Genomic DNA, 23,185 nt, shown 5'->3' on the forward strand with positions numbered 1-23,185 from the left:
GACCCTATGCTCCCACACGCGCGGGGCGTGGCCGAAGCGTGGCAAGGAATGCATCGGATTCGAGTGTGTTGATGACGTCTTTTGGCTCCAGCCATGCGCGGCGAAGCTGGGTGATGCCGAAGCGCATCTTCGCGAGATCCTCGATGCTGTGCGCGTCCGTATTCACGCTGATCCTGCAACCCAGAGCCTTCGCCTTACGCAGATTCAGATCGCTCAAATCGGCTCGTGCCGGCGCGGCATTGTGTTCCACCGCGACACCGAGTTCAGCACAGCGTTTCAGGACCGCGTCCATGTCGAAGACATAAGGATCGCGGCGCAGCAGCTTGCGCCCAGTGGGATGGCCGAGGATGCGCAGGTAGGGATTCTCAATCGCCCGCAGCAGGCGCGCGGTCATCTCGTCGGAGGGCATCTGGAAGGCCGAATGCACGGACCCCACGACGACATCCATCATCGCGAGTGTCTCGTCTTCCAGGTCGAGTGAACCATCCTGCAGGATGTCGACCTCGATGCCGGCGAAGACGCGGATGCGGCCTTCCATCTCCGCATCGACTGCGCGGATGGCTCGCACATGCGCTTGCGCTCGCGCATCATCCAGGCCGTTGGTCATGGCGAGATTCTTTGAGTGATCCGTGATGGCGATGTACTGCAGGCCTCGCTCGAGTGCAGCGTCAGCCATCTCGCGAATGGTGAAGCTGCCATCGGTCGCAACGGTGTGCATGTGGACGTCGCCGCGGATATCGGCAAGCGTGATGAGCGACGGCAGCGAGCCTGCTTCCGCGGCTTCCAGCTCACCGCAGTTCTCGCGCAGTTCCGGCGCAATCCACTGCATGCCGAGTGCCGCGTAGATATCTTCTTCGGTTGCGGCAGCGACAATGCTGCTCTCACCCTCTTCAGGGTTCATGCGTGCGAGAGCATATTCACTCAGCGTGTAGCCGCGTTTGAGCGCCTTCTGCCGCAGCGTCACATTGTGCATCTTCGAGCCGGTGAAATACTGCAGCGCAGCGCCGTAGCTCGCGCGTGGCAGCAGCCGCACATCGACCTGCAGGCCAGTGCGCAGCGTGAAGCTGACCTTGTTCTGCCCTTTCGCCAGCAACACGTCGATCAACGGCAGGGAAGCGACATACTCGACTGCTGCAGCAACGACATCGGCTTCGCAGGCAGGGCCTGTGACGAGGAGGTCAAGGTCTCCGACCGTCTCCCGTCCGCGACGTAAGGAGCCCGCAGGCGTGATGGTTTCGATGCCCGGAAATTCGCGCAGAAGCGCGGCAATCTTGTCTGCGGTTTCAGCGGCATTGTCGATGCGGAAGCGGCCAGAGTTGCGGCGATGATCCTCAATGCCCTTAAGGAGTTTGTCGACCTGCTTCTGTCCGAAGCGAGGCAGCTTGGCGAGGTGACCTTCCTTGGCGGCGGTCTCAAGCTGGTCCATATTTTCGATTTGGAGCGCGCTCCAGAGCAGCGCGACGGTCTTCGGCCCCATGCTTGGCAACCGCAGCAGATCCAGCATGGACGGGCGATATTTTTGCAGCAGCTCGTCCCGCAGCGGCATGGAGCCGGTGCGTTCGAGGTCCACGATATTTGCGGCCATGCCTTTGCCGATGCCTGCGATCGCAAGCAATTGCTTTGGGTCGTCGACCAGCGACGCGAGCGCCGTCGTCTGCTGCTCGACCGCTTCCGCGGCGCGTCGGTAACTGCGCACGCGAAACGGATCGGCTGCGTCAATTTCAAGCAGCGCTGCCGTCTCATCCAGCAGTCGCGCCATGGTGATGTTGTCCATACAGCGATGAGATTACATGCCAGACCGTTCGGGCTGCCCGTACTTCCGGGCGACGCTGCCCATGCCCACAAAAAAGAGGACCGGCGAGGGTTTCGCCGGTGCTGCCTCTTAAGCCTGGGACTGGGTCAGAATCACTGCGTCTGCCTGCGGGCCTTTGCTGCCCTGGATCACGTCGAACTCAACGGGATCGCCTTCTTTCAGGCTCTTGTAGCCATCCAGCTGGATGGAGCTGTAGTGAACGAAGACATCTGCGCCGCCATCATCACGACCCAGAAAGCCATAGCCCTTAGCGTTGTTGAACCACTTCACTGTGCCCTTGTACTGTGCCACGCGTACTCACCACTTGCGCACCATCACTGTCTTCGCTCTCGAGAGGATGAGCCCTCATCGAGGATGGTGATGAATAGACGTTGAGGACGCTGTTTCGGCGTACAGGGAAGCGGCGGTTCTCACGGTTTTCCGCGTGGCTTCAATCGATGTCACAAATTGCCGTGACAACACGGATTTTGCTGACTACTGTTGGTCCGCGCGGCGCTGCGCGTAGATCATGGTGCCGACGATCGTTTTACCGTCATGAATCTGGCCGGACGTGCACATCTTCAGCAGCTGCGACAGGGGCATCAGGCTGACTTCGATGCGCTCGTCATCCTCCGGCTCAGCGGTACCGGCGACGATGCCGCTGGCGAGGTAAATCTCCATCCACTCGCCCACGAAGCCGGGACTGGCGTAGTAGCGGACGAGCTTCGTCCACTTCTTTGCCCGGTAGCCGGTTTCCTCGATCAGCTCGCGCTTGGCGGCGGCCAGGACGTTCTCGCCCGGTTCAACACGGCCGGCCGGCAGCTCCAGCAGGTACTGGTCGGCGGCATGACGGAACTGGCGCTCGATCACGATGAGCGGGTCGGCAGGATTTGTCGTCTCGTCAACGGCCAGCACGACGACCGATCCGGAGTGGCGCACAACGTCGCGGACGGCTTCTACGCCGTTTGGTTCGCGCACCTGCTCGGTGTACACGCTGAAGACCTTGCCTTGGTAGGCCAGCTTGCTCTTCAGGATCTGCGCCTTATTCTTTGGCACTTTGGGCTTTGCGACGGGGACTTCGGGCATCTCACGCGATCGCCCGGGGGCGGCCTTCGAACTCTTCGCTGGCGTCAACTTCTTATTCACGCTTTTGTTACCTGCTGACTGTGTCTTTGCCGCTGCTCGCTTCGTCATAGCAATCAAGCTATCAAAACTGCATCCAACCGCATTGCCGTGCCATCCTATATCGGGTCCCAGCCAAGCGGAAGAGTCCCTTCGAGTATGAGCGTAGAGTGTTACCCGATCACTGTCCTTCCGCACCTGGCGAAGCTGTTTCGCGAGTACACGGAACTGCGTACCGCGCCGGCCGACGCGCCCATTCGCCGGTTCTACGCCAGCAGCCCCTTCGACGACCGTTGGAAGCAGGGCACAAAGCCGTCGCTGCAGCCGGATCGCAAGCTACTGGTGGATACCCTTACCGCGCAGGCCGTCGGCTTCAACGCGGGTGAGTCGACCTTTGCCAACCTGGACAAGCTGCGGGACGGCGCTCGCGCCGTTGTGACCGGGCAACAGGTTGGACTGTTTGGCGGACCGCTGCTCACGCTGCTAAAGGCCGCAACAGCGATCCGGAAAGCACAGGTGGCCAGCGAAGCCGGAGTGCCGCACGTTCCTGTCTTCTGGATGGCTACCGAAGACCATGACCTGGACGAAGTGAATCAGGTGGCCCTGCTGGGTAAGCACGGCGTTGAGACGCTCCGCTCGACCTTCGCCGACCACAAGCAACAGCCTGTTGGCGACCTAAAGCTCGGTCCGCAGATTGAAGCAGTCGTTGCACAGGCCGAAGAGCTTTTGGCTTACGCGCCCATCACGGAACTGCTGCGCGAGACCTACACCCCGGCGGACACGCTGGCATCCGCCTTTGGCAAGTTTCTGACTGGCGTCTTCCGCGAGCATGGCCTGATCGTCATCGATGCCAGCACGCGTGCGTTCCACGCCATGGGCGCGCCCGTTCTTCGCTACGCCATTGAGCACGCGGACGAGCTGCATGTCGCTGTCACCACGCGCGGTGCGGAGCTTGCCTCAGCGGGGTACAGCTCGCAGGTGCTGGTGAATGATGACTCAACCCTCTTGTTTCTGGTGGACGATCACGGGCAGCGCTTGCCCCTGCGCCGTCCGAAGCAGGCAAGCGGCGAGCGTGCCTGGAAGGCCGGAACCCACGACTACAGCACGGAGGAATTGCTCGCGATCCTGGAGACTTCACCCGAGCGCCTGAGCCCGAATGCGCTGCTGCGGCCCATCTTTCAGGACGCGATCCTGCCCACATCCGCTTACGTCGGCGGACCGGCGGAGATTGCCTACTTTGCGCAGTGCCGCCCGATCTTTGAGGCCATCCTGGGGGCAGCGACTCCAGCTCTGCCGCGTCTCTCTGCGACGCTGGTACCGCCTGCGATTCGAACTGTGATGGATCGCCATGAACTGACCTTGCGCGATGCGTTGGTGACGAGCGATGAACTCTCGCAGCGCCTTGCGGCCCGCGCCATGCCTATTGAAGGCAAGCGCAAGATTGCCGCTGCGGGCAATGCGCTCGATGAGGAATTGAAGGACGTTGAACGCTGGATGTCCGCGATGGATCCCAATCTGGGCAAGTCCGCTGGAGTAGCCGCCAACAAGATGCGCTACCAGATGAACCGCCTGCGTCGGCTGGCTGCCAACTGGCAGTTGGAGCGCGAAGCCCATCTGCGCAAGCATGCTGACGCCATCACGCTGAACCTCTTCCCCAAGGGCATCGTGCAGGAGCGGCTGCTGGCCGGCATTCAACTGCTCGCGCTTAGTACCGGTGATCTCGCGAACCTTCTGGTTGAGAACGGCGAGCAGGATTGTCCCGGCCATAGGGTGTTCGATATCTAGTTCGATGCTTCGCGTAGAATCCTCTGCGTATGGCGAAGAAGCAAACCAAGGAAATCGGCTTTGAGGTGGCGTGCCCGGACTGTGGCGCCATGCTGCGCATTGACCCGGTGACGCAATCCGTCATCTCCCACACGCCGGCTCCGCGCAAGCGCACCTTTGAGGATCTGGGCTCGGCTGCGAAGGCTGCGCGAGAGCAGGACGCCCGGCGCGACAGTATCTTTGCGCAGTCGGTTGAGGCGCAGAAGAACCGCGACAGCATCCTATCCGCCAAGTTTGAAGAGGCCTTTCGCAAGGCAAAAGAGTCTCCGGATACGGGCAAACCACTGCGCGAATTCGACCTCGATTGATTTCCTGCAAGTAGTTCATTGCAAAGCGTTTATGTGCTTAAGGTGATTTCAATGAATCGTCTCAGTTTTCTGTTGCTTGCATTTGCCTTGCCGATACATGCGGCTACCGTTACAGCGAATAACTTTGGCGCCAAGGGCGACGGTGTGGCCGACGATACGAAGGCGATCCAGAAGGCGCTGGATGCTGCTGCGGGCAAACACGACACCGTCACGCTGAAGCCCGGCACCTACCGCATCGGTTCGATCTTTGTGAAGAGCGGGTCCCGGCTGGATGTCCCGAAAGGCGTCACGCTGCGCGGCATTCAGTCGCTTGATGCGTACCCGCTGATGCCGACGCGCATCGCAGGCATTGAGATGACGTGGCCGGCCGCGCTGGTCAACGTCTACAAGCAGACCGACGTGCAAATCACCGGCGAGGGCACGATCGACGGCGACGGTTCGTACTGGTGGAAGAGCTATTGGGATCTGCGCGCGCAGTATGAGCCCAAGGGGCTGCGCTGGGCCAGCGACTACGACGCGAAGCGGCCCCGGCTGATCCAGGTCTTCGACTCCTCGAACGTCAAGCTGGATGGACCGACTCTCACGCGCTCAGGCTTCTGGACGGTACACATCTGTTATTCGCATGACGTGACGATCGACCACGTGACCATTCGCAACAATGAGGGCGGCAAGGGCCCGTCGACGGACGGCATCGACATCGACAGCTCCCACGACGTGCTGGTACAGCATGCCGACATCGATGTGAATGACGACGCCCTCTGCCTCAAGGCTGGCCGCGACTCCGATGGTCTGCGTGTGAACCGGCCAACGTACAACGTAGTCCTGCGTGACTCGCTGATCCGCACCGGCGCCGCGGCTGTTACGTTCGGCAGCGAGACCTCGGGCGGCTTCCGCAACATCGAGGCATACAACCTGACCGCGATGCGTGGCGTAACGAATGGCGTGCTGATCAAGAGCGCGAAGGTTCGCGGCGGCTTTGGCGAGAACCTGCGCGTGCATGATCTGCACCTGGATGGTGTGAAGACACCCATCAAGGTGACGCTGAACTGGAACCCCGCGTACAGCTACACCGCGCTGCCTGCCGGCACCGATCCTAAGACCGTGCCGCCGTACTGGATTCCGCTCACCACAAAGGTCCCAGAGGCGCAGGGCCTGGCGCACTTTCATGATGTTCACTTCTGGAACATCGATGCAAGGGACGCGGAGACGGCCATCGACATGGCAGCGTACCCGAATGCAACGCTGGATAACTTCCAGATCGACCACGTAAACGTTGTAGCGAACACTGCCGGTTCCATCGCAAATACGAAGGGACTCAAGTTGAGTGAGATTCACCTGACCGTGGCGGATGGCAGCACGTTGAAGTCTGAGGACAATACCGGCATTGCGGGTCTGGGGGCGGTGAAGTATGTCGCCGGGCAGAAGACGCATCCGGGGAATGTGAAGATTCCGGATTAGCAGAATCGTAAGGGCACGCTTCAGCCGCCCCCTTACGACTCTTGCCTTGCCCCGGCTAACGGTCACCGAGTGCCACCAGTGCGGTCACGAGTGCCGTGAGTGCATGCGGCGCTGGCCTATGTCTCAGACGGGAGACACGGGGCACCCCATCCCGTGCTTGTCCAATGACTCCACGATGACAATGATGGAGAGGGAAGGTTGGCTTCAGGCCTTCACGGCTTGGCCAAAGATGCGGAGATAGTTGCCGCCGCCGATCTTTGCGATCTCATCGGCGGTGAAGCCGGTCTTGAGCATCGCGTCGACGACGACGTAGAGGAACCCTTCTGTCTGGCCGTTCCATGCGTAGTTGGTGCGTTCGCCGGCTCGTGCACCCTGTGGTCCGGGACGAGGGCCGCCCGGCATGCCGTCGCCAACACCACCCTGCGAAGGACCGCCTTGGCTGCCATCGGGCTTTGGTCCACCCGGAGGCCCACCACCCGGAGGCGGTCCGCCGGGGCCACGTGGTGCGGGCTGGGTCAGCTTGGTGTCCGTGCCGATGCAGACGTGATCGATGCCGATGACGTCGGCCATGGCTCGAAGGTTCTGCGCGAAGGCGAGTGGTGTATCGGCCAGATGCGTCCAGACACCGACCAGGCCACCCGCCTTCGCGACCATCGTTGCCTGTTCTTTGCTGATGAGGCGCGGGCGCATCATCTGGGCTATACGCGGGTTGTCTCCGAGCTGTGTGTCCAGGCCGGTGTGAGAGATGATGACGGGGCGCGTGCTGAGCCGGAGTGCGGCCTCCGTCGTCTTTGTGTCGGCATGGGCGAGGTCGATGAGCATGCCCAGCCGGTTGCACTCCTTGATGACAGAGGCACCGAAGGCAGTCAGGCCGCCGTACTTCGGCGTGTTGGTGTAGACGTCGCCGAGTGCCACGGTGGCATCGCTGTCATGCAGCAGGCCGAGGTGTCGCAGGCCGCGACCATAGGCCTCTTCCACTCGCTCGACGCGACCCTGCAGGAAGTGGCCACCCTCCACCGACTGGACCACGGTTGGCTGCTGCTGCTTGTGCGCGGTGCGGATGTCTGACACTGAAAGTGAGCGCCTCACTCCGCTGCGTTTCAACTGATGGTCCGCGGCCTCCAGCCCCTTAAGGAAGCGGTCATAGGCATCGCCCTGCTGGTAGTCCGTGGCAAAGGTCATGCAGATCGCGGACAGGCCGGATCTCTTCATCTCGCCGACGAGGTCGATATCGGGTCCAGGCATCTCGGCTGCGGTGAGCGGGAGGTCGACGTGGTTGTGGGTGTCGATGCCGATCATGTTGGCAACGATGCCGGAAACCTTCGGGTCGATCGTGCCAATAGCCCATCCTGACCGTCGCGCGAGCAGTGCGGCGCCTGTTGCCATGGTTGCGGTTGCGAGGAAACGCCGCCTTGACGCGCCTGCCTGAGACTTCATCCGAGCTCCAATCTGCGAAGTGATCATAGCGTTGGACGGTCGGGAGCGGTCGCAGATTCCCTTGAGTGCGTGTGGGGTTGCGACGGAGCGCCTGAACGTGAGAGGGGCGCACTGCGCGAGGCTCACCTATGGGGCGGCTCTCTCGTCTCACTGCGGACCTAGAGTTTGATGGTGACGAGGCCTTGCCTCGGTGCGCGGTCGAGGCCGAGTTGCTGGCGCGCGGCGGCGCTCATGCGGTCGGCGGTCCAGGCTGGTTCCCACACGAGAGTGACTTCGCTGCGGCTGACGTCGGGAAGGCCGGCGAGGCGGTTCTTGACCTGGCCGATCAGCATGGCCTCCCGCTCCTCGCTGGGTGCGCGCATGGTCATGACGACGTGTGGAACATAGCGCGGCTGGAAGCCGGGCCATTCGGTGTCCTGCTGGATGTCAACGCTGTAGACCAGGCCAAGATCGACGATGTTCACGGACAGCTCCGGGTCAAAGCAGACGCGGAGGGCTTCGCGGATGTCGTCCTGGGTGGGTGCGGAATTCATAGTTAGCGAGCTTGCGGTATTGCGGCTTGGCACTTACGGGTTGGCATCTGCGAGTTCACTGCTGAGGTCCATGCGGCCCGGGCAGTGAACTCGCGTTCGCTAGTTGGTGCGCTCGACGAGCGCGCGGGCTACGGCCTTCAGCGCATCGGCGCGTTGGCCGAAGATGTCGAGCTCTGCCAGGCCGTCGCGCAGCAGTTCCGCTGCGGTCTCGCGCGAGGCATCGAGTCCGAAGACAGCCGGCCATGTGGCCTTGTCGCTTGCGGTGTCTTTGCCGGCGGTCTTGCCGAGTTCTTCACTGCTCTGGGTGACGTCCAGGATGTCATCGACGATCTGGAAGGCGAGGCCGGCGCGCTCACCGAAGCGGCGCAGGTGGGTAACTTCTTCGACGGAAGCTCCGCCGATCAGGCCGCCTGCAACGATGGAGACCGTGATGAGTGCGCCTGTCTTGGAGCGATGGATCGCTTCGACAAGCTCTGCGGTCGGCTTCTGACCTTCGCCTTCGATGTCCATCACCTGGCCGCCGATCATGCCGGGTGCAAGGCCTTCGGAGCCCACACCAGTCCCGGTGGCGACCGCTACTTCCTTGACGATCTCGATCTTCGCTGCGGCATCGCCGGGCAGCTTCGCGAGTGTCTCGTAAGCGAGTGTCTGCAACGCATCGCCAGCCAGAATCGCCATGGCTTCGCCGTAGACGACGTGGCAGGTTGGCTTGCCGCGGCGCAGATCGTCGTTGTCCAGCGCGGGTAGATCGTCATGGATGAGCGAGTAGGTGTGCAGCATCTCGATGGCTGCGCCAACATCCGCGGCGCCGTCCGGCAGATCGCCGGCTATCATGCGCGCGCTTTCCATCACCAGCAGCGGCCGCAGACGCTTGCCGCCAGCGAAGACGGAGTGACGCATGGCCCTGTGAATGTTGTGAGGCTGTGTGGCGGTTTCGGGCAGCAAGCGCTCAAGCGCAGCGTCCGTCAGTGCGATTCCAGATTTGACGAGCTGCGCGTAATCAAAACTCATGGCTTGGACCCATGATAACCGGTGCCGCGGGCCAGGTTATCAGCAGGCGCCGGCAGGGACCGCTGGCTGCGTCAGCAGGGACTCAATCGGTTCGGGCCGACCTACGGCGTAGCCCTGCGCGTAGTCGATGCCAAGCTCCGTTACGCGCTGAAGAATCTCGTCATCTTCAACGAACTCCGCGATCGTCTGCGCGCCAACTTCGTGCGCAATGTTGTTGATGGATCGAACGATGGTCATGTCGACGGCGCTCTGCGGAATGTTGCGGACGAAGCTGCCTTCAATCTTGATGAAGTCCACGCGAAAGCTGCGCAGATAACTGAAGGAGGACATGCCAATGCCGAAGTCGTCCAGCGCAACTTTGCATCCTGTACATCGCACCTTCTCGATTACGGCGCTTGCATTCAGCAGATTGTTGATGAGGGATGTTTCTGTGATCTCGAAGGTCAGGGCCGAGGGCTGCAGCGGCGACCGTTGGAGCAGGTCGAGAAAGAAGGGCAGGAACTTCGCATCATTCAGTGAGTTCGCTGAAAGATTGATGCTGAGTTGAAGGTCTGGAACGGCGGCCAGCGCTGCGCCGCGGCGTTCCAACGCCTGCGTCAGCACCCATCGATCCAGGTCCGCCATCAGGTCATAGCGCTCGGCCGCCGGGATGAAGCTGCCGGGCGAGATCATCTCTCCCTTGCGGTCCTGCATGCGCAGCAGCAGTTCATAGCGTGGCGCAGTCTCACCGCGGGTGGACACGATGGGCTGGGCAAGCAGCGTGAAGCGATTGGCATGGATGGCGTCGCGAATCTCAGAGGCTACCTGGAGCTGGTGATGGCGGTCGTAGACCTCGCCATTGTCCGGGTGATAGACGCTCATGTGATTGCGACCGGCGTTTTTCGCCGCGTAACAGGCGACGTCGGCCTGCTTCATCACGTTGGCGATGTCGCTCTTATCTGTCATTTCAGCTACGCCAAGGCTGGCGGAGATGGGGAAGGAGCGCTCCTCCCACACGAAACCAAGCGCGCTGATCGCATCCATAATCCTCTGCAACGTCGGCTCAGCCTGGGCGGGCGTGCAGTCTTCCAGGATGATGGCGAATTCGTCGCCGCCAAGTCGTGCGATCACATCTGTCGTCCGCACGTGGCGCGTCAGCAGCTCCGCCACGGATTTGAGCAAGACGTCGCCTGCGGTATGGCCGGCGGTGTCATTCACGACCTTGAAGCGATCCAGATCCAGGAAGCACACGGTGCTTCGCGTTCCGGTGGAGATGGTTCGCATCAGCGACTCATTCAGGGCCGTTTCAAACTGGCGCCGATTGGGAAGCAGGGTGAGCGCATCATGTGTGGAGCTGAAGGCGATCTCGCGCTGGATAGATCGCATCCGGGTGACGTCCTGAAAGACGAGAACCGCACCGGCGATCCTGCCGTCATGCGCGTGGATGGGCGCGGCGGAGTCCTGCACGTCACGCGATGGGCCGTTACGGACCCGCAGCGAGACGCCGTCCTGCAGATAGAAGGGGCGATTGTGTAACAGGCAATCCCGGATAGGATTGCGGACGGGCATGCGGGTTTCTTCCAGGAAGAGGTCGAAGACCTCTTCAACCGGATGGCTCATGGCTTCCTCGCGCGGCCATCCCGTCATTGCCTCCGCGACCGGATTCATCATGGTCACGCGGCCCTCTGCATCGGTACAGATGACACCGTCCGCGATGGACAGCAACGTTACCTCCAGCCGGTCACGCTCCTCCTGCATGGAGCGCTCCGTGGCTTCCAGCGCCAGCTGCTGCTGCCGGTACCTGGTCTGATCGTGCGTTACTTTGGCGAAGCCGACGGGCGTACCGTCTTCGTCCCGCATCAGCGTCACGACAACGGAAGCCCAGAAAGTGGACCCGTCCCGGCGGACGCGCCAGCCCTCACCCTCGTAGCGACCGCGGTTGAGCGCGGTAGCCAAAATGGCGTCCGGCTGACCGCTCGTCGCGTCTTCTGGTTGAAAGAAAACGGAAAAGTGCCGGCCGATAATTTCGGCCTCGCTGTAACCCTTAATTCGTTGCGCACCGGTGTTCCAGGACGTTATGTCGCCTTCTAAGTTCAACATATAAATGGCGTAGTCCTGGACCGCGTCCACCAACAGATGGAACCTGTCGTGGTCGCGCAGATTGTAGGGAACCTTCAAAGGAATTCCGTTTCACGAACATATTTGTTTGTACTCGCGGATGGTATCTCATGTTCTCCGTCTGGGGAATTACCCAAACGGTCGTCCGGGATCGAAGGTCCCACGACTGGAGGTCACTTTCCGCTGTGCAGATATGCCGTTTGACGCTTGACCGGGCTCGGCGATTCAGCATAGCCTGACCGTGCGTCTGAGGGGCGAACAAATGGCGAAATACGAGCAGCGGGCGGCACTCTTTCCGATCCTTGCCACCCAGGCGGAGGCACCGCGCGGCCTGGGGCGCATGGCGGCAGAGAGCGAACACGTGGATGCGGGGCACGATGTCGAGTTCCGCTCGCTGGCGGTGCGATCGATTCTGAATCACTCAGTGTCCAAGCGCCTGAAGTGGATGGCGTGGTCGATCAATCCCTATCGTGGCTGCGAATTTGGTTGCCGCTACTGCTATGCCCGCTACACGCACGAGTTCCTGGCGCCCGCGGCAGGGGACGAGCCGCTCCGTGGCGTACTGGCGGACGCCGGAGAGGCCGGCTCGGTGATGGATCTGCGGCAACCCGAGGCATTTGAGCGACAGATCTTCGTGAAGGAGAACGCGGCGTGGCTGCTGGAGCAGGACTTGCGCCGCCTGGCGCGGCAGGGCAGGGCCGATGATGAGATCGCTCTGGGCACCGCAACTGATCCCTGGCAGCCGATTGAACGCCGGCTGGGTGTAACGCGCAGCCTGCTGGAGGTAATGGCGCGGCGGGACGGCCTGCGGCTGGGTATCGTCACGAAGTCGACGCTGATCGAACGGGACATCGACCTGCTGCAGGAGATCGGCCGTCGGTCGACGCTGGTGGTGCACATCACGATCACAACGCCGGATGCGGACCTGGCGCGCAAGCTGGAGCCACGCGCGCCACGGCCGGATCTTCGCTTTCAGACCGTGTCGCGACTGCGCAGGGCGGGGATTCGGACGGGGATTCTGAACTCGCCGCTGCTGCCAGGCATTACCGACACTCCCGAGGCGATCGATGCCATGGCGGCGCTGGCAAAGCGGGCGGATGCCAGTTTCTTTGCGGGCATGCCCCTGTTCCTGAAGCCGTGTTCGCGGCCCACGTACTTTGAGTTCGTCCGGGAGCACTTTCCGCATCTGCAGGTGCTGTACGCGGAAAAGTTTCGCGACATGGACTTTGCCGCACGGCCTTACCGCGAGCGCCTGCGCGCACTGGTGTCCGCAGCATGCACGCGGCACAACCTGCGCGAGCGAATGACGGATGCCCTGCTGACGCGTGATGCGGGTGAGGAGAAGAAGCGGGCGGCTTCGACGTGGTCTCCGCAGGCGCAGGGGAGGTTGTTTGGGTGAGCTGCAGATCGTGAAGTGCGCCCTTTCATTCTGAGCGGGGCGCAGCGGTGTCGAGGGACCTGCATTCCGCCCACGCCACCCACCCCTGTCATCCTTCGACTCCGCTGCGCTTCGTTCGCTCAGGATGACAAGGGAATTGAGAGCGAAGGAGACCGGGCGGCCGGCTGGCGCGCCTGCGGCATCTAGGATGGGTATCTATGGCAGAGCACGGAAAGCGCGCACTTGTAACCGGCGGCGCCGGTTTGATTGGATCGCACCTTGTCGATTTGTTGATTCGCGAGGGATGGACTGTCCGCATCCTCGACAACCTGGAACCGAACACGCACAAGCATGGCAAGCCCGCATGGGTGAATCCCGCTGCGGAGTTTCGGCTGGGCGAAGTCCAGGACTACGAGACGATGCGGTCCGCACTTGAGGACATTGATGTGGTCTTCCATGAAGCTGCGTACGGCGGCTACATGCCGGAGATGGCAAAGTATGTGCTCGTCAACAGCTTTGGCACCGCGCAGTTGCTGGAGATCATTCGCGACCATAAGCTGCCGGTGAAGAAGGTGGTCGTCGCCAGTTCGCAGGCGGTCTACAGCGAGGGAGCAGCCGAGTGTCCGGAGCATGGAGACGTTGTGCCGAAGCTACGGCCGGCAGAGCAGTTGCGTGCGGGGGACTTTGCGGTGCATTGCCCAATCTGCGGTAAGGCGACGACGTCGATCGCGACACCGGAGAGTACGCCGGGCGGTGGCGAGACGGTGTACGGCCTCACCAAGTTCGACCAGGAGCGCCTGGTGCTGTTGTGGGGCAAGCAGACTGGCATCCCGACGGTCGCGCTGCGCTACTCGTGCACGTATGGGCCGCGTCAATCGTTGTTCAATCCGTACACGGGCGTCATTGCCATCTTCTGCACGCGACTGTTGAATGACCTGCCGCCGGTGATGTACGAGGATGGTGGGCAGACACGCGATCTTTGCTTCGTGGAAGACATCGCGCGTGCAAACCTGATGGTGGCGGAGACCTCTGCGCTGGATGGCCTGCCGGTCAACGTCGGCAGCGGCGTAGCAACGTCGGTGCGAGACCTGGCCGAGATGATCGCGCGCAAGCTGGGCAGGAATGTTGCGCCACTGGCCCGCGGCGAGTTCCGGCCCGGCGAGATCCGTTCGCTGATCTCGGATACGAGCCGCATCCAGTCCATCGGCTACAAGCCTTCGGTCACCGTCGAAGAGGGGATCGGTCGTTACATCGATTGGGTGATGACACAGGGGCCGGTCAAGGATTACTTCGGCGAGATTGAAGCAGGCCTGCGCGCCAAGGGGATTGTGCAGAGCGTTAAGGCGTAATCGCGCTCTGAAATCAGCTGAGCCTCGCCCTCGTGGCGAGGCTTTTTCACGCAGCCTTCCCTCTTCGAGCGCATCCATATGCTGCACGTAGATTCAGCGCTGACACCGCGTCGACGCTGCAGGTCGAATTCGAACCCCGTTGCATGGAGTTTCCTTGAACCGTCTTAATCTCGCCCCCCTGCTCGTTGCGCTGACACTGTCCTGCAGCGTTACCGCACAGACTGCTGCACCCACTCCGACTGCGAATTTGCGTGACACCGTCGCACAAGACACGGTCGACGTGCCGACCCTGATGCAGGCTTACCATGATGCCGTCGTCGGGCGTGATGGCAATCGCCTTGCGGCTTTGTTCCTGCCGGATGCCACTTGGGTCAACGTCCTGAGCGATGAAGCATTCGCACGCTTGAAGAAGACCAAGCCCGATGCGGTGCAGGTCCGAATCTCAAATTACAAGGCGTTCGCTTCGCTCGTTTCGACCACGAAGGACAACTTCAATCCGACGCACACGAACCTGAAGATATCCACGGATGGCACCATTGCGTCGGTCTACTTCGATTTTGCTTTTCTGATTAACGGTAAGGAGCAGAATCGCGGGAGCGAGACGTGGCAGCTGGTAAAGGGTGCCAATGGCTGGCGCATCGCGGCGATCACTTACTCTTCGAATCCTCGCCCGTCCTAAGTCGCTTCGCCCGCTCATCGCGGGAAGCCTGGGTGTCCCACCCTTTTGCTTCGGAAAGGATGGGGCACCCCGATCTTTGCATCGATGACTTACGCGCTCACGGTTCCGCGCAGGATTGGTGCTACCTTGCTGCCGAGTAGATTGATGGCGTGCAGCAGTGGCTTGTGGCGCAGGGCTGCGACGGACATCTGGAAGGTGATGCGGTCAATGCCGCCCAGGTCGTCGCTCATCTGCCTCACCTTGGCTGCGACGGTCTCCGGACCGCCGACCATGAGTGCGCCGCGAGGCTGCAGGAGTGCGTCGAACTGGCGGCGGGTAACCGGCGGCCAGCCGCGCTCCTTGCCGATCTTGGTGAAGGCAGCGGCGTAGCCGGGGAAGAACTCGTCGGCAGCCTGCTGATCGGTGTCGGCAACGTAGCCCAGTGCGTGAATGCCCACCTTCAGGTCTGCCGGCTTGTAGCCAGCGCGTGCGCCGGCCTCGCGGTAGAGATCGACCAGCGGACGGAAGCGGTGCGGTTCACCGCCGATGATGGCGACCATCAACGGCAGACCCAGTGCGCCCGCTCGTGCGAACGACTGCGGTGTGCCGCCGACGCCGAGCCAGATGGGGATCTTTGCCTGCAGCGGGCGCGGATAGACGCCCTGGCCGGTGAGCGCGGCGCGATGCTTGCCTTTCCAACTCACATTCGTGCTGTCGCGCAGCGTCAGCAGCAGGTCCAGCTTCTCGATGAAGAGGTCGTCGTAGTCCTCCAGCTTCAGGCCGAAGAGTGGGAAGGACTCCACGAAGGAGCCACGTCCCACGACGATCTCCGCGCGTCCGCCGCTGATAAGGTCGAGCGTTGCGAACTCCTGGAAGACGCGGACGGGATCGGCTGCGCTTATGACGGTTACAGCTGAGCCGAGTCGTATCTGCTTCGTGCGTGCGGCTGCGGCGGCGAGGATGACGGCGGGTGCGGAGTCGAGATACTCCTCGCGGTGGTGCTCGCCCAGGCCGAAGAAGTCGAGGCCGACGCGGTCGGCGAGCTCGATTTCTTCCAGCAGGTTCTTCATGCGATCCGCGGCAGTGGGCATGGCGCCGGTGATGGGGTCCGCGACCAGCGCGGCGAAACTGTCGATTCCGATTTGCATGTGTCTTAGGATGCGACATGACAGCAAAAGATTCGAGATCGAACTATTGTCTTCGGAAGAGCCGGGGACAATGGTTCAGGGATAGTGCAGGAGATCGATGGAGTTATGCCGGCTTGAGTTGATCTGCCACCTGCGCCCTGAAGTGCAATTTGGAGGCGTCGCAGGATCCGGCGTGCAACAGGGCCTCCAGCGTCCGTGGCGGCAACGGCCGCGAGAAAATATAGCCCTGGATGAGGTCACACTTCAGATCGCGGAGGACGTTTAACTCCTCCGGGAACTCGACACCTTCAGCGATGACCTTCATGCCGAGAGCATGCGCGAGCGAGATGATGGCGGCCACCATCAGGCTGGTGGCGGGCGTGATCCCGGTGACGAACGAGCGGTCGATCTTCAGCGTGGAGATTGGCATCTGCTGCAGCCGGCCAAGAGACGAGTAGCCTGTGCCGAAGTCATCGATGGAAAATTCGAGGCCGCTGCTAGAGAGTTTCTCCATCTCTCCCAACGCGTCGGAGATGTTTTGCAGCACGGTCGACTCGGTCATCTCAAGGTGCAGAAGCGTGCACGGAATATCGAAGGCATCCAGCGCGCCCAGGATGCGACTGGAAAAGTCTGACTGCCGAAACTGCAGACCGGAGATATTCACGGCGACGGGGAAGAGAGGGACGCCTATCTGTCTCCACTCCTGAATCTGCAGGCAGACGCGTTCCAGGACCCACTGGCCCAGGGAGATGATGAGGCCGCTCTCCTCCGCAACTGGTATGAAGACGGCGGGGCTGATGCTGCCCAGCACAGGATGGTTCATGCGCAGCAGTGCTTCCAGACCGTAGATTTCACCGCCTGGCCGGCATACGGGCTGGTAGTACACCTCGAAACTGTCGTTCGCCAGCATCTCTTCGATGGCCGCGACGATCCGCAGATCTTTAACCTCGTCTGCGGCGTACTCCGGCACGAAGGGACATGCGATGCTGCCGCTCAGTCCGCAGGCCTTCCACATGGCGGTCTGCGCCTTGCTTCGTAGTTCGGCGGGGAAGTACCCATCCTTCGGCGTAGCAGCGATCCCAATGCTGATGCGCATGCGGATCGAGATTTCGCCAAGGACGATCGGTTCGCAAAGCTTCCGCAGGAGATCGTTCGTGAGTTGCTCGGCCTCTTCGGCGCCGGTCACACCGCTGAACAGGACCTTGAAGTGATCGCCCGAGGTTCGTGCGGCAATGCCCCGGTTGCATGTGAAAGCGGCGATGCGTTTCGCCAGTATCTGCAGGCACTGATCGCCGGTCACGTCACCGTAGGTGTCGTTCACGGCCTTGAACTGCCGCAGGCTGATGGAGGCGAGAGCGACGCCTGTGCCTTCGGCCCGGCATTTCTGGAAGAGTTGATCTTCCTGGTCCATGAGGCCTTTGCGGGAGTAGAGACCAGTGAGCGGATCATGGGCTGTTTCGTAGGCGAGCTGTCTCAGAAGGGCTTCGCGTTCGGTCACATCGACGCCCATGATCAGCCGCTGATGCCGGCCGCCCATCAGCACCTCACGCGATTCGACGTCCACTGGAAAGACGGTGCCATCTTTGCGTCGATGCAGCGAGGCAGTGATTGACCGCTCCTGCTGCCGGCGCCCTACGGAGAGCACGGGAAGCATCACAGGATCGACAAGCTGCTGCACACTGAGCTTTTCGAACTCTTCCAGCGAATAGCCATGCGCATCGGCCGCGGCCTGGTTCGCCAGTGTGGGCACCAGGGTTTCCTGATCCACGACCCACATCATGTGCGGGCTCACTGCGAAAAGGGCTTCCAGGTCAAAGGCAAGTTGGCGCGCACGCTCCAGACTCTCCTGCGCCAGGATCATGATCATGCCGATGCCGACGATTCGGTCGCCAATGACGACACTGCCTGCGAACAACGCCAGATGCGGAAAGAGATGGCCGGCTGCAGGCGAAGATACGATCCACACCGCGAGCCCGAAGAGCGTGACGTAGAGTCCAGCCGACCGCCGGGGATAGCTCCACCAGAACACCAGGGCACTGATGAGAACCGTCTGGACGAATACCAGCGAGAGAGCGCCTGAGATGTCACCGCGAGAGATGGCGGACACCATCGGAAGAGAGCTCAACGCATAGAGGAGTAACAGGATCGCGAGCGGCCGCCGCTCGCTTCGAAAGAACTGTGCCGTCGCGAAAGATCCACCCAGCAGCCCAAGCGTGACGGTGAGGTACAGCGGCCAATGGCTGCCATTGCCGAAGAAGACGAGCGTCGCAAAGGCGAACACCGGCAGGCCGAAGCCTGCTCCCGTCCAGTAGAGCTGTCGCCTGCTTTGCCGCAGGAGCGGCGAAGACAGGATGCAGCATACGTTGCAGGCTGAGGCGCCGATGGCCGAGAGAAAGAGCGCCCAAAGTGCCGGTCGGGCAGAGGTCGTAGGGAGCAGCGAAAGGAGGGAGAACACGCGGCAGAGCCAGGCGTAGATCCACCACCGCATGCGGCGGTCGTCGCGGCCTTGCCGCTGCAGAATGATCAGCACAACAAGGAAGAACAGTGGAACCATGGGGGCGAGCAGGTTCGCGAACAAGTGGGCCTCGGCGTAAGACCATTCTTTCCGAGAATGCTGGCTGACCGCGCCCTGTACCGGACATAGCGACGCATTGACCGCATGAATATGTGGCTAAGCAGCACGAACAATGGGGCCCGCCGCATTGATCTGAGGCGGCAACGCCGTCCCGTCCGGCACTGGGTGGAACGGCTGCTGCTCGACTCAAGAGGCGCTGCGGATAACTACCAGGGGACGCGGCCATTACGGTCGAAGTAGCCGCCGGTAGGGCCGTTTTCGTCCAGCGTGGCGAGGCGCACAATGGCTTCGGAGCCTTCTGCCACCGTCTGGTGACCGCCGTGGTTGTTCAGGTCGGTGTCGGTGTAGCCGGGATCGGCGGAGTTCACCTTGACGGGCGTTGCGCGCAACTCGTAGGCGAGTTGTACGGTCATCATGTTCAGCGCCGCTTTGGAGCTGCAGTAGCCGAGCGCTTTGACTTCGGCGAAGGGCCAGGCGGTGTCACCGTTCTGTGCGAGTGAACCAAGACCGCTGGAGACGTTCACGATGCGTCCGGCGGAGGACTTCTTCACGAGCGGTAGAAAGGCCTGTGTGACCTCAATGGTGCCGAAGAAGTTGGTATCGAAGATCTTGCGGACGGCGTCGACCTTCGTCGTGCTTGGCGGGCCGTCGGTCCAGTCGATCATGCCGGCGTTGTTCACCAGGACATCGAGCACGCCGTACTTCTCTTCAATCTGCCTTGCTGCGGCGGTGGAGGTCTCCGGCGAGGCGAGATCGATGTGGATGACGCTCACGTTGCCCTGCAGCTTTGCTGCGGCAGCTTCGCCCAGCTTCACATCACGCGCACCCAGCAGGACGGTGTAACCCTTCTCTGCTAGTTGCCGGGATACCTCATAACCGATGCCCTTGTTTGCGCCTGTGACCAGGGCAATCTTTGCTTTCTCAGCCATACGTAAATTACCTCTTGGCTTCAGATGAAGCATCGCTCCGGAAGATGTTCTTTTGCGTGTGAATTCTCATCGTGGACGGCCCAGGCGCTCTGCCTCGCATCCACCTTCCAGGAGAACCAAAGCATGTCAGCAAATGTAGAGCACGGACCCAGCAGCGAGACCGAGATCAACCCGAAGGTTTCGTCGGACATTCACTACTGGAGCAAGGAACTGGGCGTGACCGGCGAGGCCCTGCATGAGGCGATTCGCGTACATGGTACCCATGTTGTGAAGATTCGCGCAGCGTTGGCGAAGCACGAAGTATCGAGCCCGCAGCACCAGAAGCACGGCGCGTAGACCTCTCACCAGGCAAGGACGAAGGCCACCCCTGCGGGTGGCCTTTTGTCGTGCTGCGTGGTGTTTATTCCGCGTGGTAGTTAGGTGCTTCGCGTGTGATGACGACGTCATGCACATGCGACTCGCGCAGGCCGGCGCCACTGATGCGGACGAAGCGTGCGTTCTCCTGCAGGTCTGCAATGGTTTCGCAGCCCAGGTAGCCCATGCCGCTGCGCAGGCCGCCGACGAGTTGGTAGACCATGTCGCCGAGCGGTCCGCGGTAGGGAACGCGGCCCTCGATGCCCTCCGGAACAAACTTGGCCAGGCGGTTGTTCATGGACGGTTCTGGCGCAGTCAGGGAGCGGTTGGGCTCGTTCGATCCGTTGAGATCGTCCTTGCCCTGGAAGTAGCGCTCGCCTGAGCCCTGTGCCATGGCCGAGAGTGAGCCCATGCCACGGTAGCTCTTGAAACTGCGGCCCTGGTACAGGATGGTTTCGCCCGGCGACTCGTCAACACCTGCGAAGAGCGAGCCGATCATGATGCAGCCGGCACCCGCGGCGATCGCCTTGGTGACGTCCCCCGAATACTTGATGCCACCGTCTGCGATGACCGTAACGCCGCGTGACTTCGCTGCGCGATAGGCTTCGCTAATTGCGGTGATCTGCGGCATCCCGGCGCCGGTGACCATGCGCGTGGTGCAGATGGAGCCGGGACCGATACCGACCTTGACTGCGTCTGCACCGGCGTCGATGAGCGCGAGGCAACCGTCGTAGGTAGCGATGTTTCCGGCGAGCAGATCGATGTGCGGGAAGCGCTTCTTGCACTCGGTGACCGCTTCGAGAACGCGCGACGAGTGGCCGTGCGCGGAGTCGATGGCGAGTGCGTCGACGTGCTCTTCGACGAGAGCCGCGGCGCGCTCCAGGAAGTCGCCCGTTGCGCCGATGGCACCGGCCACGCGCAGACGGCCCTGCTCATCCTTGCAGGCGTTGGGATACTTCAGCTTCTTCTGGATGTCCTTGACGGTGATCAGGCCCTTGAGCTCGAAGGCATCGTTGACGACGAGGAGCTTTTCGACGCGATGCTGATGCAGGATATGCTCTGCATCTTCGAGCGTGGTGCCGACGGGCACGGTGATGAGGTTGGTCTTTGTCATCACCTCGCTGATCGGGATGTCCGTGCGGGAGACGAAGCGGAGATCGCGGTTGGTCAGGATGCCGACGAGCTTCTTGTTCTTGGTGACGGGCACGCCGCTGATCTTGTAGCGGCGCATGACCTCGAGGGCGGCTGCGATCGGCTGCTCCGGTTCGATGGTGACGGGGTCGACGATCATGCCGCTCTCAGAACGCTTGACCTTGTCGATCTCGCTGGCCTGCTGTTCGATGGAGAGGTTGCGATGCACGACGCCCATGCCCCCGGCCTGCGCCATGGCGATGGCCAGGCGAGACTCCGTGACGGTGTCCATGGCGGCGGAAAGCAGCGGCGTGTTCAGGGTGATGCGCGCGGTGAGTCGAGTTGCGGTGTTCACCTGCGTCGGAACCACGTCCGAAAAGGCAGGCACAAGGAGGACGTCGTCAAACGTCAGCGCTTCGGGAAGTGGACTAATCAGCATAAAGTTCTACAGATTGTAGCGCCATCCCATGCGACACAGCATGACTGCGACGCTTTGCGCCCCAGCGAAACCGACGTAAATCGGGGTCCTGGCAGCCCTTAGGAGCCGGGACTGCTTTGCCGTTCCAGTGAAAGTCAACCTGGGGGCCGGGATGCTAGACTCGCCTTGTATTTCCATACATATAGGTGATGCCCCGCATCTATGAAGCTGATCAGTGTAGTAAGCCCTTGCTACAACGAAGAAGGCAACGTTGAAGCGTTGGTCGAACGCGTTCGATCCCTCTTTGCGCAGCTTCCGCAGTACCGCTACGAGCACATCCTGATCGACAACCACTCTACGGATCGCACCGTTGAGTTGCTTCGTGGTCTCGCCGCCACAGACCCGCATGTCAAGGTCATCTGTAACGCACGGAACTTCGGCCACATTCGCTCACCGCAGCACGCGATTCTGTCGGCCACCGGCGATGCCGTAGTGGTCCTCCTGTCCGATTTGCAGGATCCGCCGGAACTCCTCTTCGAATTCCTGCGCGAGTGGGAGGCGGGCTATCCCATCGTGGTCGGTGTGAAGCGCACCAGCGATGAGAACGCCATGGTCTATTCGGTGCGGTCGATCTATTACAAGCTGATCGCGAAGCTGACCGACGTCAAGGTGATTGAGCACTACACGGGCTTTGGTCTGTATGACAAGAAGGTCATTGAAATCCTTCGCAACGACTTCAAGGATCCGAACCCTTACCTTCGTGGGCAGATCGCGGAGATCGGCCTGCCGCATAAAGAGGTTTACTACAACCAGAAGCGTCGAACCCGCGGCATTACGAAGAACAACTTCTACACCCTGTATGACATGGCGATGCTGGGCATCACCAACATGTCGAAGGTGCCTCTGCGGCTGGTAATGTTGGGTGGTTTTCTATGCGCCGCATTCAGCCTTGTGCTTGCGTTTGGGTACCTTATCGCCAAGCTGATTTTCTGGCAGCACTTTCAGTTAGGCCTGGCACCCATCATGGTCGGTCTATTTTTTCTTGGATCGGTTCAGTTGATCTCCATCGGCATCATTGGGGAGTATGTTGGGTCCATCCACTCGATTGTGCAGAATCGTCCGCTGGTCACCGAACGGGAACGCATCAACTTCGACTAAGTTGCGCCTGATCATCTTCCATCCAACCTTGAGTCCGGTAGAGGAGTGTTGTTCGCTTTGACCAGCCGCGTTCGCCAGCTTGTTCCTTCTGCCCAGGTGGTGCGGTATCTCCTGGTCGGTGTCGGGAACACCCTCTTCGGCTATGGCTGTTTCAGCCTGTTTACCTGGCTATTCGTTCGATCAGTTCCTGCGCACCCTGGCATCGCTGCGAGCGCGGCCAGCGTGGTTGCTGGCATTACCAACATCACCTTGTCGTTCCTGGGCTATAAGTTGTTTGTCTTCCGGTCGAAGGGGCGCTTTCTGCCGGAGTATCTGCGCAGCTTTGTGGTGTATCTCCCAACAATGGCATTTAGCGCGGTTGCGATTGCTCCGCTCACTGCGTTTCTTGGGCGCGTCCTCCCGTCGCAGCAGCAGCGGGCGCCCTATCTGGCGGGCGCCCTTCTGACTGCACTTACGGTCTGTACCAGCTTCCTGGGACACAAATACTTCTCGTTCCGGAAGCAGCCGGAAGCAACTGCGGAGTAAC

At 61.3% G+C, this 23,185-nt stretch carries 20 protein-coding genes; 9 read left to right on the forward strand and 11 right to left on the reverse strand.

What is annotated here, in order from left to right:
* Positions 1 to 4: 4 nt before the first annotated feature.
* From polX to BLW03_RS15015, 3 genes are all read right to left on the reverse strand, one after another.
* Entirely contained in the window at positions 5 to 1,774 is a 1,770-nt protein-coding gene (gene polX, locus BLW03_RS15005; RefSeq protein WP_074654789.1) for a DNA polymerase/3'-5' exonuclease PolX, read from the reverse strand.
* A gap of 108 nt (positions 1,775 to 1,882) precedes the next feature.
* On the reverse strand, positions 1,883 to 2,104 hold the full coding sequence (locus BLW03_RS15010) for a cold-shock protein (protein ID WP_074654790.1): 222 nt from the start codon (positions 2,102 to 2,104) through the stop codon (positions 1,883 to 1,885).
* A gap of 183 nt (positions 2,105 to 2,287) precedes the next feature.
* Positions 2,288 to 2,938: an NUDIX hydrolase gene (locus tag BLW03_RS15015; protein WP_244502108.1), complete on the reverse strand. Its 651-nt coding sequence runs from the start codon at positions 2,936 to 2,938 to the stop codon at positions 2,288 to 2,290.
* A gap of 135 nt (positions 2,939 to 3,073) precedes the next feature.
* Here BLW03_RS15015 and bshC point away from each other — a divergent pair, with 135 nt between their 5' ends.
* Genes bshC through BLW03_RS15030 form a run of 3 tightly spaced genes read left to right on the forward strand, consistent with a single transcriptional unit; the run spans position 3,074 to position 6,504 of the window.
* Positions 3,074 to 4,699, forward strand: a complete 1,626-nt coding sequence (gene bshC, locus BLW03_RS15020; RefSeq protein ID WP_074654792.1) for a bacillithiol biosynthesis cysteine-adding enzyme BshC — start codon at positions 3,074 to 3,076, stop codon at positions 4,697 to 4,699.
* A gap of 29 nt (positions 4,700 to 4,728) precedes the next feature.
* Positions 4,729 to 5,046 carry a hypothetical protein gene (locus BLW03_RS15025; RefSeq protein ID WP_074654793.1) on the forward strand — a complete coding sequence of 106 codons (318 nt, stop codon included), beginning with the start codon at positions 4,729 to 4,731 and terminating at the stop codon, positions 5,044 to 5,046.
* 51 nt (positions 5,047 to 5,097) lie between these two features.
* Entirely contained in the window at positions 5,098 to 6,504 is a 1,407-nt protein-coding gene (locus BLW03_RS15030; RefSeq protein ID WP_074654794.1) for a glycoside hydrolase family 28 protein, read from the forward strand.
* A 204-nt stretch (positions 6,505 to 6,708) separates the two neighbouring features.
* On the opposite strand, the gene BLW03_RS15035 is transcribed toward BLW03_RS15030, so the two are convergent.
* The 4 genes from BLW03_RS15035 to BLW03_RS15050 form a co-directional block, all read right to left on the reverse strand.
* Positions 6,709 to 7,941 (reverse strand): dipeptidase, encoded by a 1,233-nt coding sequence (locus BLW03_RS15035; RefSeq protein ID WP_074654795.1) that lies wholly within the window; start codon positions 7,939 to 7,941, stop codon positions 6,709 to 6,711.
* A 158-nt stretch (positions 7,942 to 8,099) separates the two neighbouring features.
* Positions 8,100 to 8,474 carry a metal-sulfur cluster assembly factor gene (locus BLW03_RS15040; RefSeq protein WP_074654796.1) on the reverse strand — a complete coding sequence of 125 codons (375 nt, stop codon included), beginning with the start codon at positions 8,472 to 8,474 and terminating at the stop codon, positions 8,100 to 8,102.
* A 99-nt stretch (positions 8,475 to 8,573) separates the two neighbouring features.
* On the reverse strand, positions 8,574 to 9,485 hold the full coding sequence (locus BLW03_RS15045) for a polyprenyl synthetase family protein (protein ID WP_074654797.1): 912 nt from the start codon (positions 9,483 to 9,485) through the stop codon (positions 8,574 to 8,576).
* 39 nt (positions 9,486 to 9,524) lie between these two features.
* Positions 9,525 to 11,642 carry an EAL domain-containing protein gene (locus BLW03_RS15050; protein ID WP_074654798.1) on the reverse strand — a complete coding sequence of 706 codons (2,118 nt, stop codon included), beginning with the start codon at positions 11,640 to 11,642 and terminating at the stop codon, positions 9,525 to 9,527.
* Positions 11,643 to 11,844: 202 nt separating this feature from the next.
* Between BLW03_RS15050 and BLW03_RS15055 the strand changes: the two genes are divergently transcribed.
* The 3 genes from BLW03_RS15055 to BLW03_RS15065 all read left to right on the forward strand — a co-directional run bounded on the left by BLW03_RS15055 (position 11,845) and on the right by BLW03_RS15065 (position 14,988).
* Positions 11,845 to 12,981: an SPL family radical SAM protein gene (locus BLW03_RS15055; RefSeq protein WP_074654799.1), complete on the forward strand. Its 1,137-nt coding sequence runs from the start codon at positions 11,845 to 11,847 to the stop codon at positions 12,979 to 12,981.
* Positions 12,982 to 13,178: 197 nt separating this feature from the next.
* Positions 13,179 to 14,309 carry an NAD-dependent epimerase/dehydratase family protein gene (locus BLW03_RS15060; protein ID WP_074654800.1) on the forward strand — a complete coding sequence of 377 codons (1,131 nt, stop codon included), beginning with the start codon at positions 13,179 to 13,181 and terminating at the stop codon, positions 14,307 to 14,309.
* Positions 14,310 to 14,463: 154 nt separating this feature from the next.
* Complete coding sequence (locus BLW03_RS15065; RefSeq protein WP_074654801.1) at positions 14,464 to 14,988, forward strand: YybH family protein; 525 nt, start codon at positions 14,464 to 14,466, stop codon at positions 14,986 to 14,988.
* 89 nt (positions 14,989 to 15,077) lie between these two features.
* Here BLW03_RS15065 and BLW03_RS15070 read toward each other — a convergent pair whose 3' ends face one another.
* The 3 genes from BLW03_RS15070 to BLW03_RS15080 all read right to left on the reverse strand — a co-directional run bounded on the left by BLW03_RS15070 (position 15,078) and on the right by BLW03_RS15080 (position 19,598).
* Positions 15,078 to 16,115, reverse strand: a complete 1,038-nt coding sequence (locus tag BLW03_RS15070) for an LLM class flavin-dependent oxidoreductase (RefSeq protein WP_074654802.1) — start codon at positions 16,113 to 16,115, stop codon at positions 15,078 to 15,080.
* A gap of 103 nt (positions 16,116 to 16,218) precedes the next feature.
* Entirely contained in the window at positions 16,219 to 18,648 is a 2,430-nt protein-coding gene (locus BLW03_RS15075; RefSeq protein ID WP_212733207.1) for a putative bifunctional diguanylate cyclase/phosphodiesterase, read from the reverse strand.
* 227 nt (positions 18,649 to 18,875) lie between these two features.
* Positions 18,876 to 19,598 carry an SDR family oxidoreductase gene (locus tag BLW03_RS15080; RefSeq protein WP_074654804.1) on the reverse strand — a complete coding sequence of 241 codons (723 nt, stop codon included), beginning with the start codon at positions 19,596 to 19,598 and terminating at the stop codon, positions 18,876 to 18,878.
* Positions 19,599 to 19,721: 123 nt separating this feature from the next.
* Between BLW03_RS15080 and BLW03_RS15085 the strand changes: the two genes are divergently transcribed.
* A complete protein-coding gene (locus BLW03_RS15085; RefSeq protein WP_074654805.1) occupies positions 19,722 to 19,934 on the forward strand; it encodes a DUF3606 domain-containing protein in 213 nt (70 codons plus the stop codon).
* Positions 19,935 to 19,998: 64 nt separating this feature from the next.
* Here the strand turns inward: BLW03_RS15085 and guaB are convergent, their stop codons facing one another.
* Entirely contained in the window at positions 19,999 to 21,522 is a 1,524-nt protein-coding gene (gene guaB / locus BLW03_RS15090) for an IMP dehydrogenase (RefSeq protein WP_074654807.1), read from the reverse strand.
* 201 nt (positions 21,523 to 21,723) lie between these two features.
* On the opposite strand from guaB, the gene BLW03_RS15095 reads away from it, so the two are divergent.
* Both BLW03_RS15095 and BLW03_RS15100 read left to right on the forward strand, forming a co-directional pair.
* Entirely contained in the window at positions 21,724 to 22,659 is a 936-nt protein-coding gene (locus BLW03_RS15095; protein WP_074654808.1) for a glycosyltransferase family 2 protein, read from the forward strand.
* Between the two features lie 57 nt (positions 22,660 to 22,716).
* Positions 22,717 to 23,184 (forward strand): GtrA family protein, encoded by a 468-nt coding sequence (locus tag BLW03_RS15100; RefSeq protein ID WP_170835047.1) that lies wholly within the window; start codon positions 22,717 to 22,719, stop codon positions 23,182 to 23,184.
* Position 23,185: the final 1 nt, after the last annotated feature.

Source organism: Terriglobus roseus, from assembly GCF_900105625.1.
In the GTDB taxonomy this organism is placed as follows: Bacteria; Acidobacteriota; Terriglobia; order Terriglobales; family Acidobacteriaceae; genus Terriglobus; species Terriglobus roseus_B.

Excerpts from the sequence above, each read along its gene's own strand:
- BLW03_RS15060 (WP_074654800.1), top strand. The coding sequence starts at position 13,179 with ATGGCAGAGCACGGAAAGCGCGCACTTGTAACCGGCGGCGCCGGTTTG.
- BLW03_RS15045 (WP_074654797.1), bottom strand. The coding sequence starts at position 9,485 with ATGAGTTTTGATTACGCGCAGCTCGTCAAATCTGGAATCGCACTGACG.
- BLW03_RS15055 (WP_074654799.1), top strand. The coding sequence starts at position 11,845 with ATGGCGAAATACGAGCAGCGGGCGGCACTCTTTCCGATCCTTGCCACC.
- BLW03_RS15085 (WP_074654805.1), top strand. The coding sequence starts at position 19,722 with ATGTCAGCAAATGTAGAGCACGGACCCAGCAGCGAGACCGAGATCAAC.
- BLW03_RS15075 (WP_212733207.1), bottom strand. The coding sequence starts at position 18,648 with ATGGTTCCACTGTTCTTCCTTGTTGTGCTGATCATTCTGCAGCGGCAA.
- bshC (WP_074654792.1), top strand. The coding sequence starts at position 3,074 with ATGAGCGTAGAGTGTTACCCGATCACTGTCCTTCCGCACCTGGCGAAG.
- polX (WP_074654789.1), bottom strand. The coding sequence starts at position 1,774 with ATGGACAACATCACCATGGCGCGACTGCTGGATGAGACGGCAGCGCTG.
- BLW03_RS15035 (WP_074654795.1), bottom strand. The coding sequence starts at position 7,941 with ATGAAGTCTCAGGCAGGCGCGTCAAGGCGGCGTTTCCTCGCAACCGCA.
- BLW03_RS15030 (WP_074654794.1), top strand. The coding sequence starts at position 5,098 with ATGAATCGTCTCAGTTTTCTGTTGCTTGCATTTGCCTTGCCGATACAT.
- BLW03_RS15080 (WP_074654804.1), bottom strand. The coding sequence starts at position 19,598 with ATGGCTGAGAAAGCAAAGATTGCCCTGGTCACAGGCGCAAACAAGGGC.
- BLW03_RS15025 (WP_074654793.1), top strand. The coding sequence starts at position 4,729 with ATGGCGAAGAAGCAAACCAAGGAAATCGGCTTTGAGGTGGCGTGCCCG.
- BLW03_RS15040 (WP_074654796.1), bottom strand. The coding sequence starts at position 8,474 with ATGAATTCCGCACCCACCCAGGACGACATCCGCGAAGCCCTCCGCGTC.
- BLW03_RS15095 (WP_074654808.1), top strand. The coding sequence starts at position 21,724 with ATGAAGCTGATCAGTGTAGTAAGCCCTTGCTACAACGAAGAAGGCAAC.
- guaB (WP_074654807.1), bottom strand. The coding sequence starts at position 21,522 with ATGCTGATTAGTCCACTTCCCGAAGCGCTGACGTTTGACGACGTCCTC.
- BLW03_RS15070 (WP_074654802.1), bottom strand. The coding sequence starts at position 16,115 with ATGCAAATCGGAATCGACAGTTTCGCCGCGCTGGTCGCGGACCCCATC.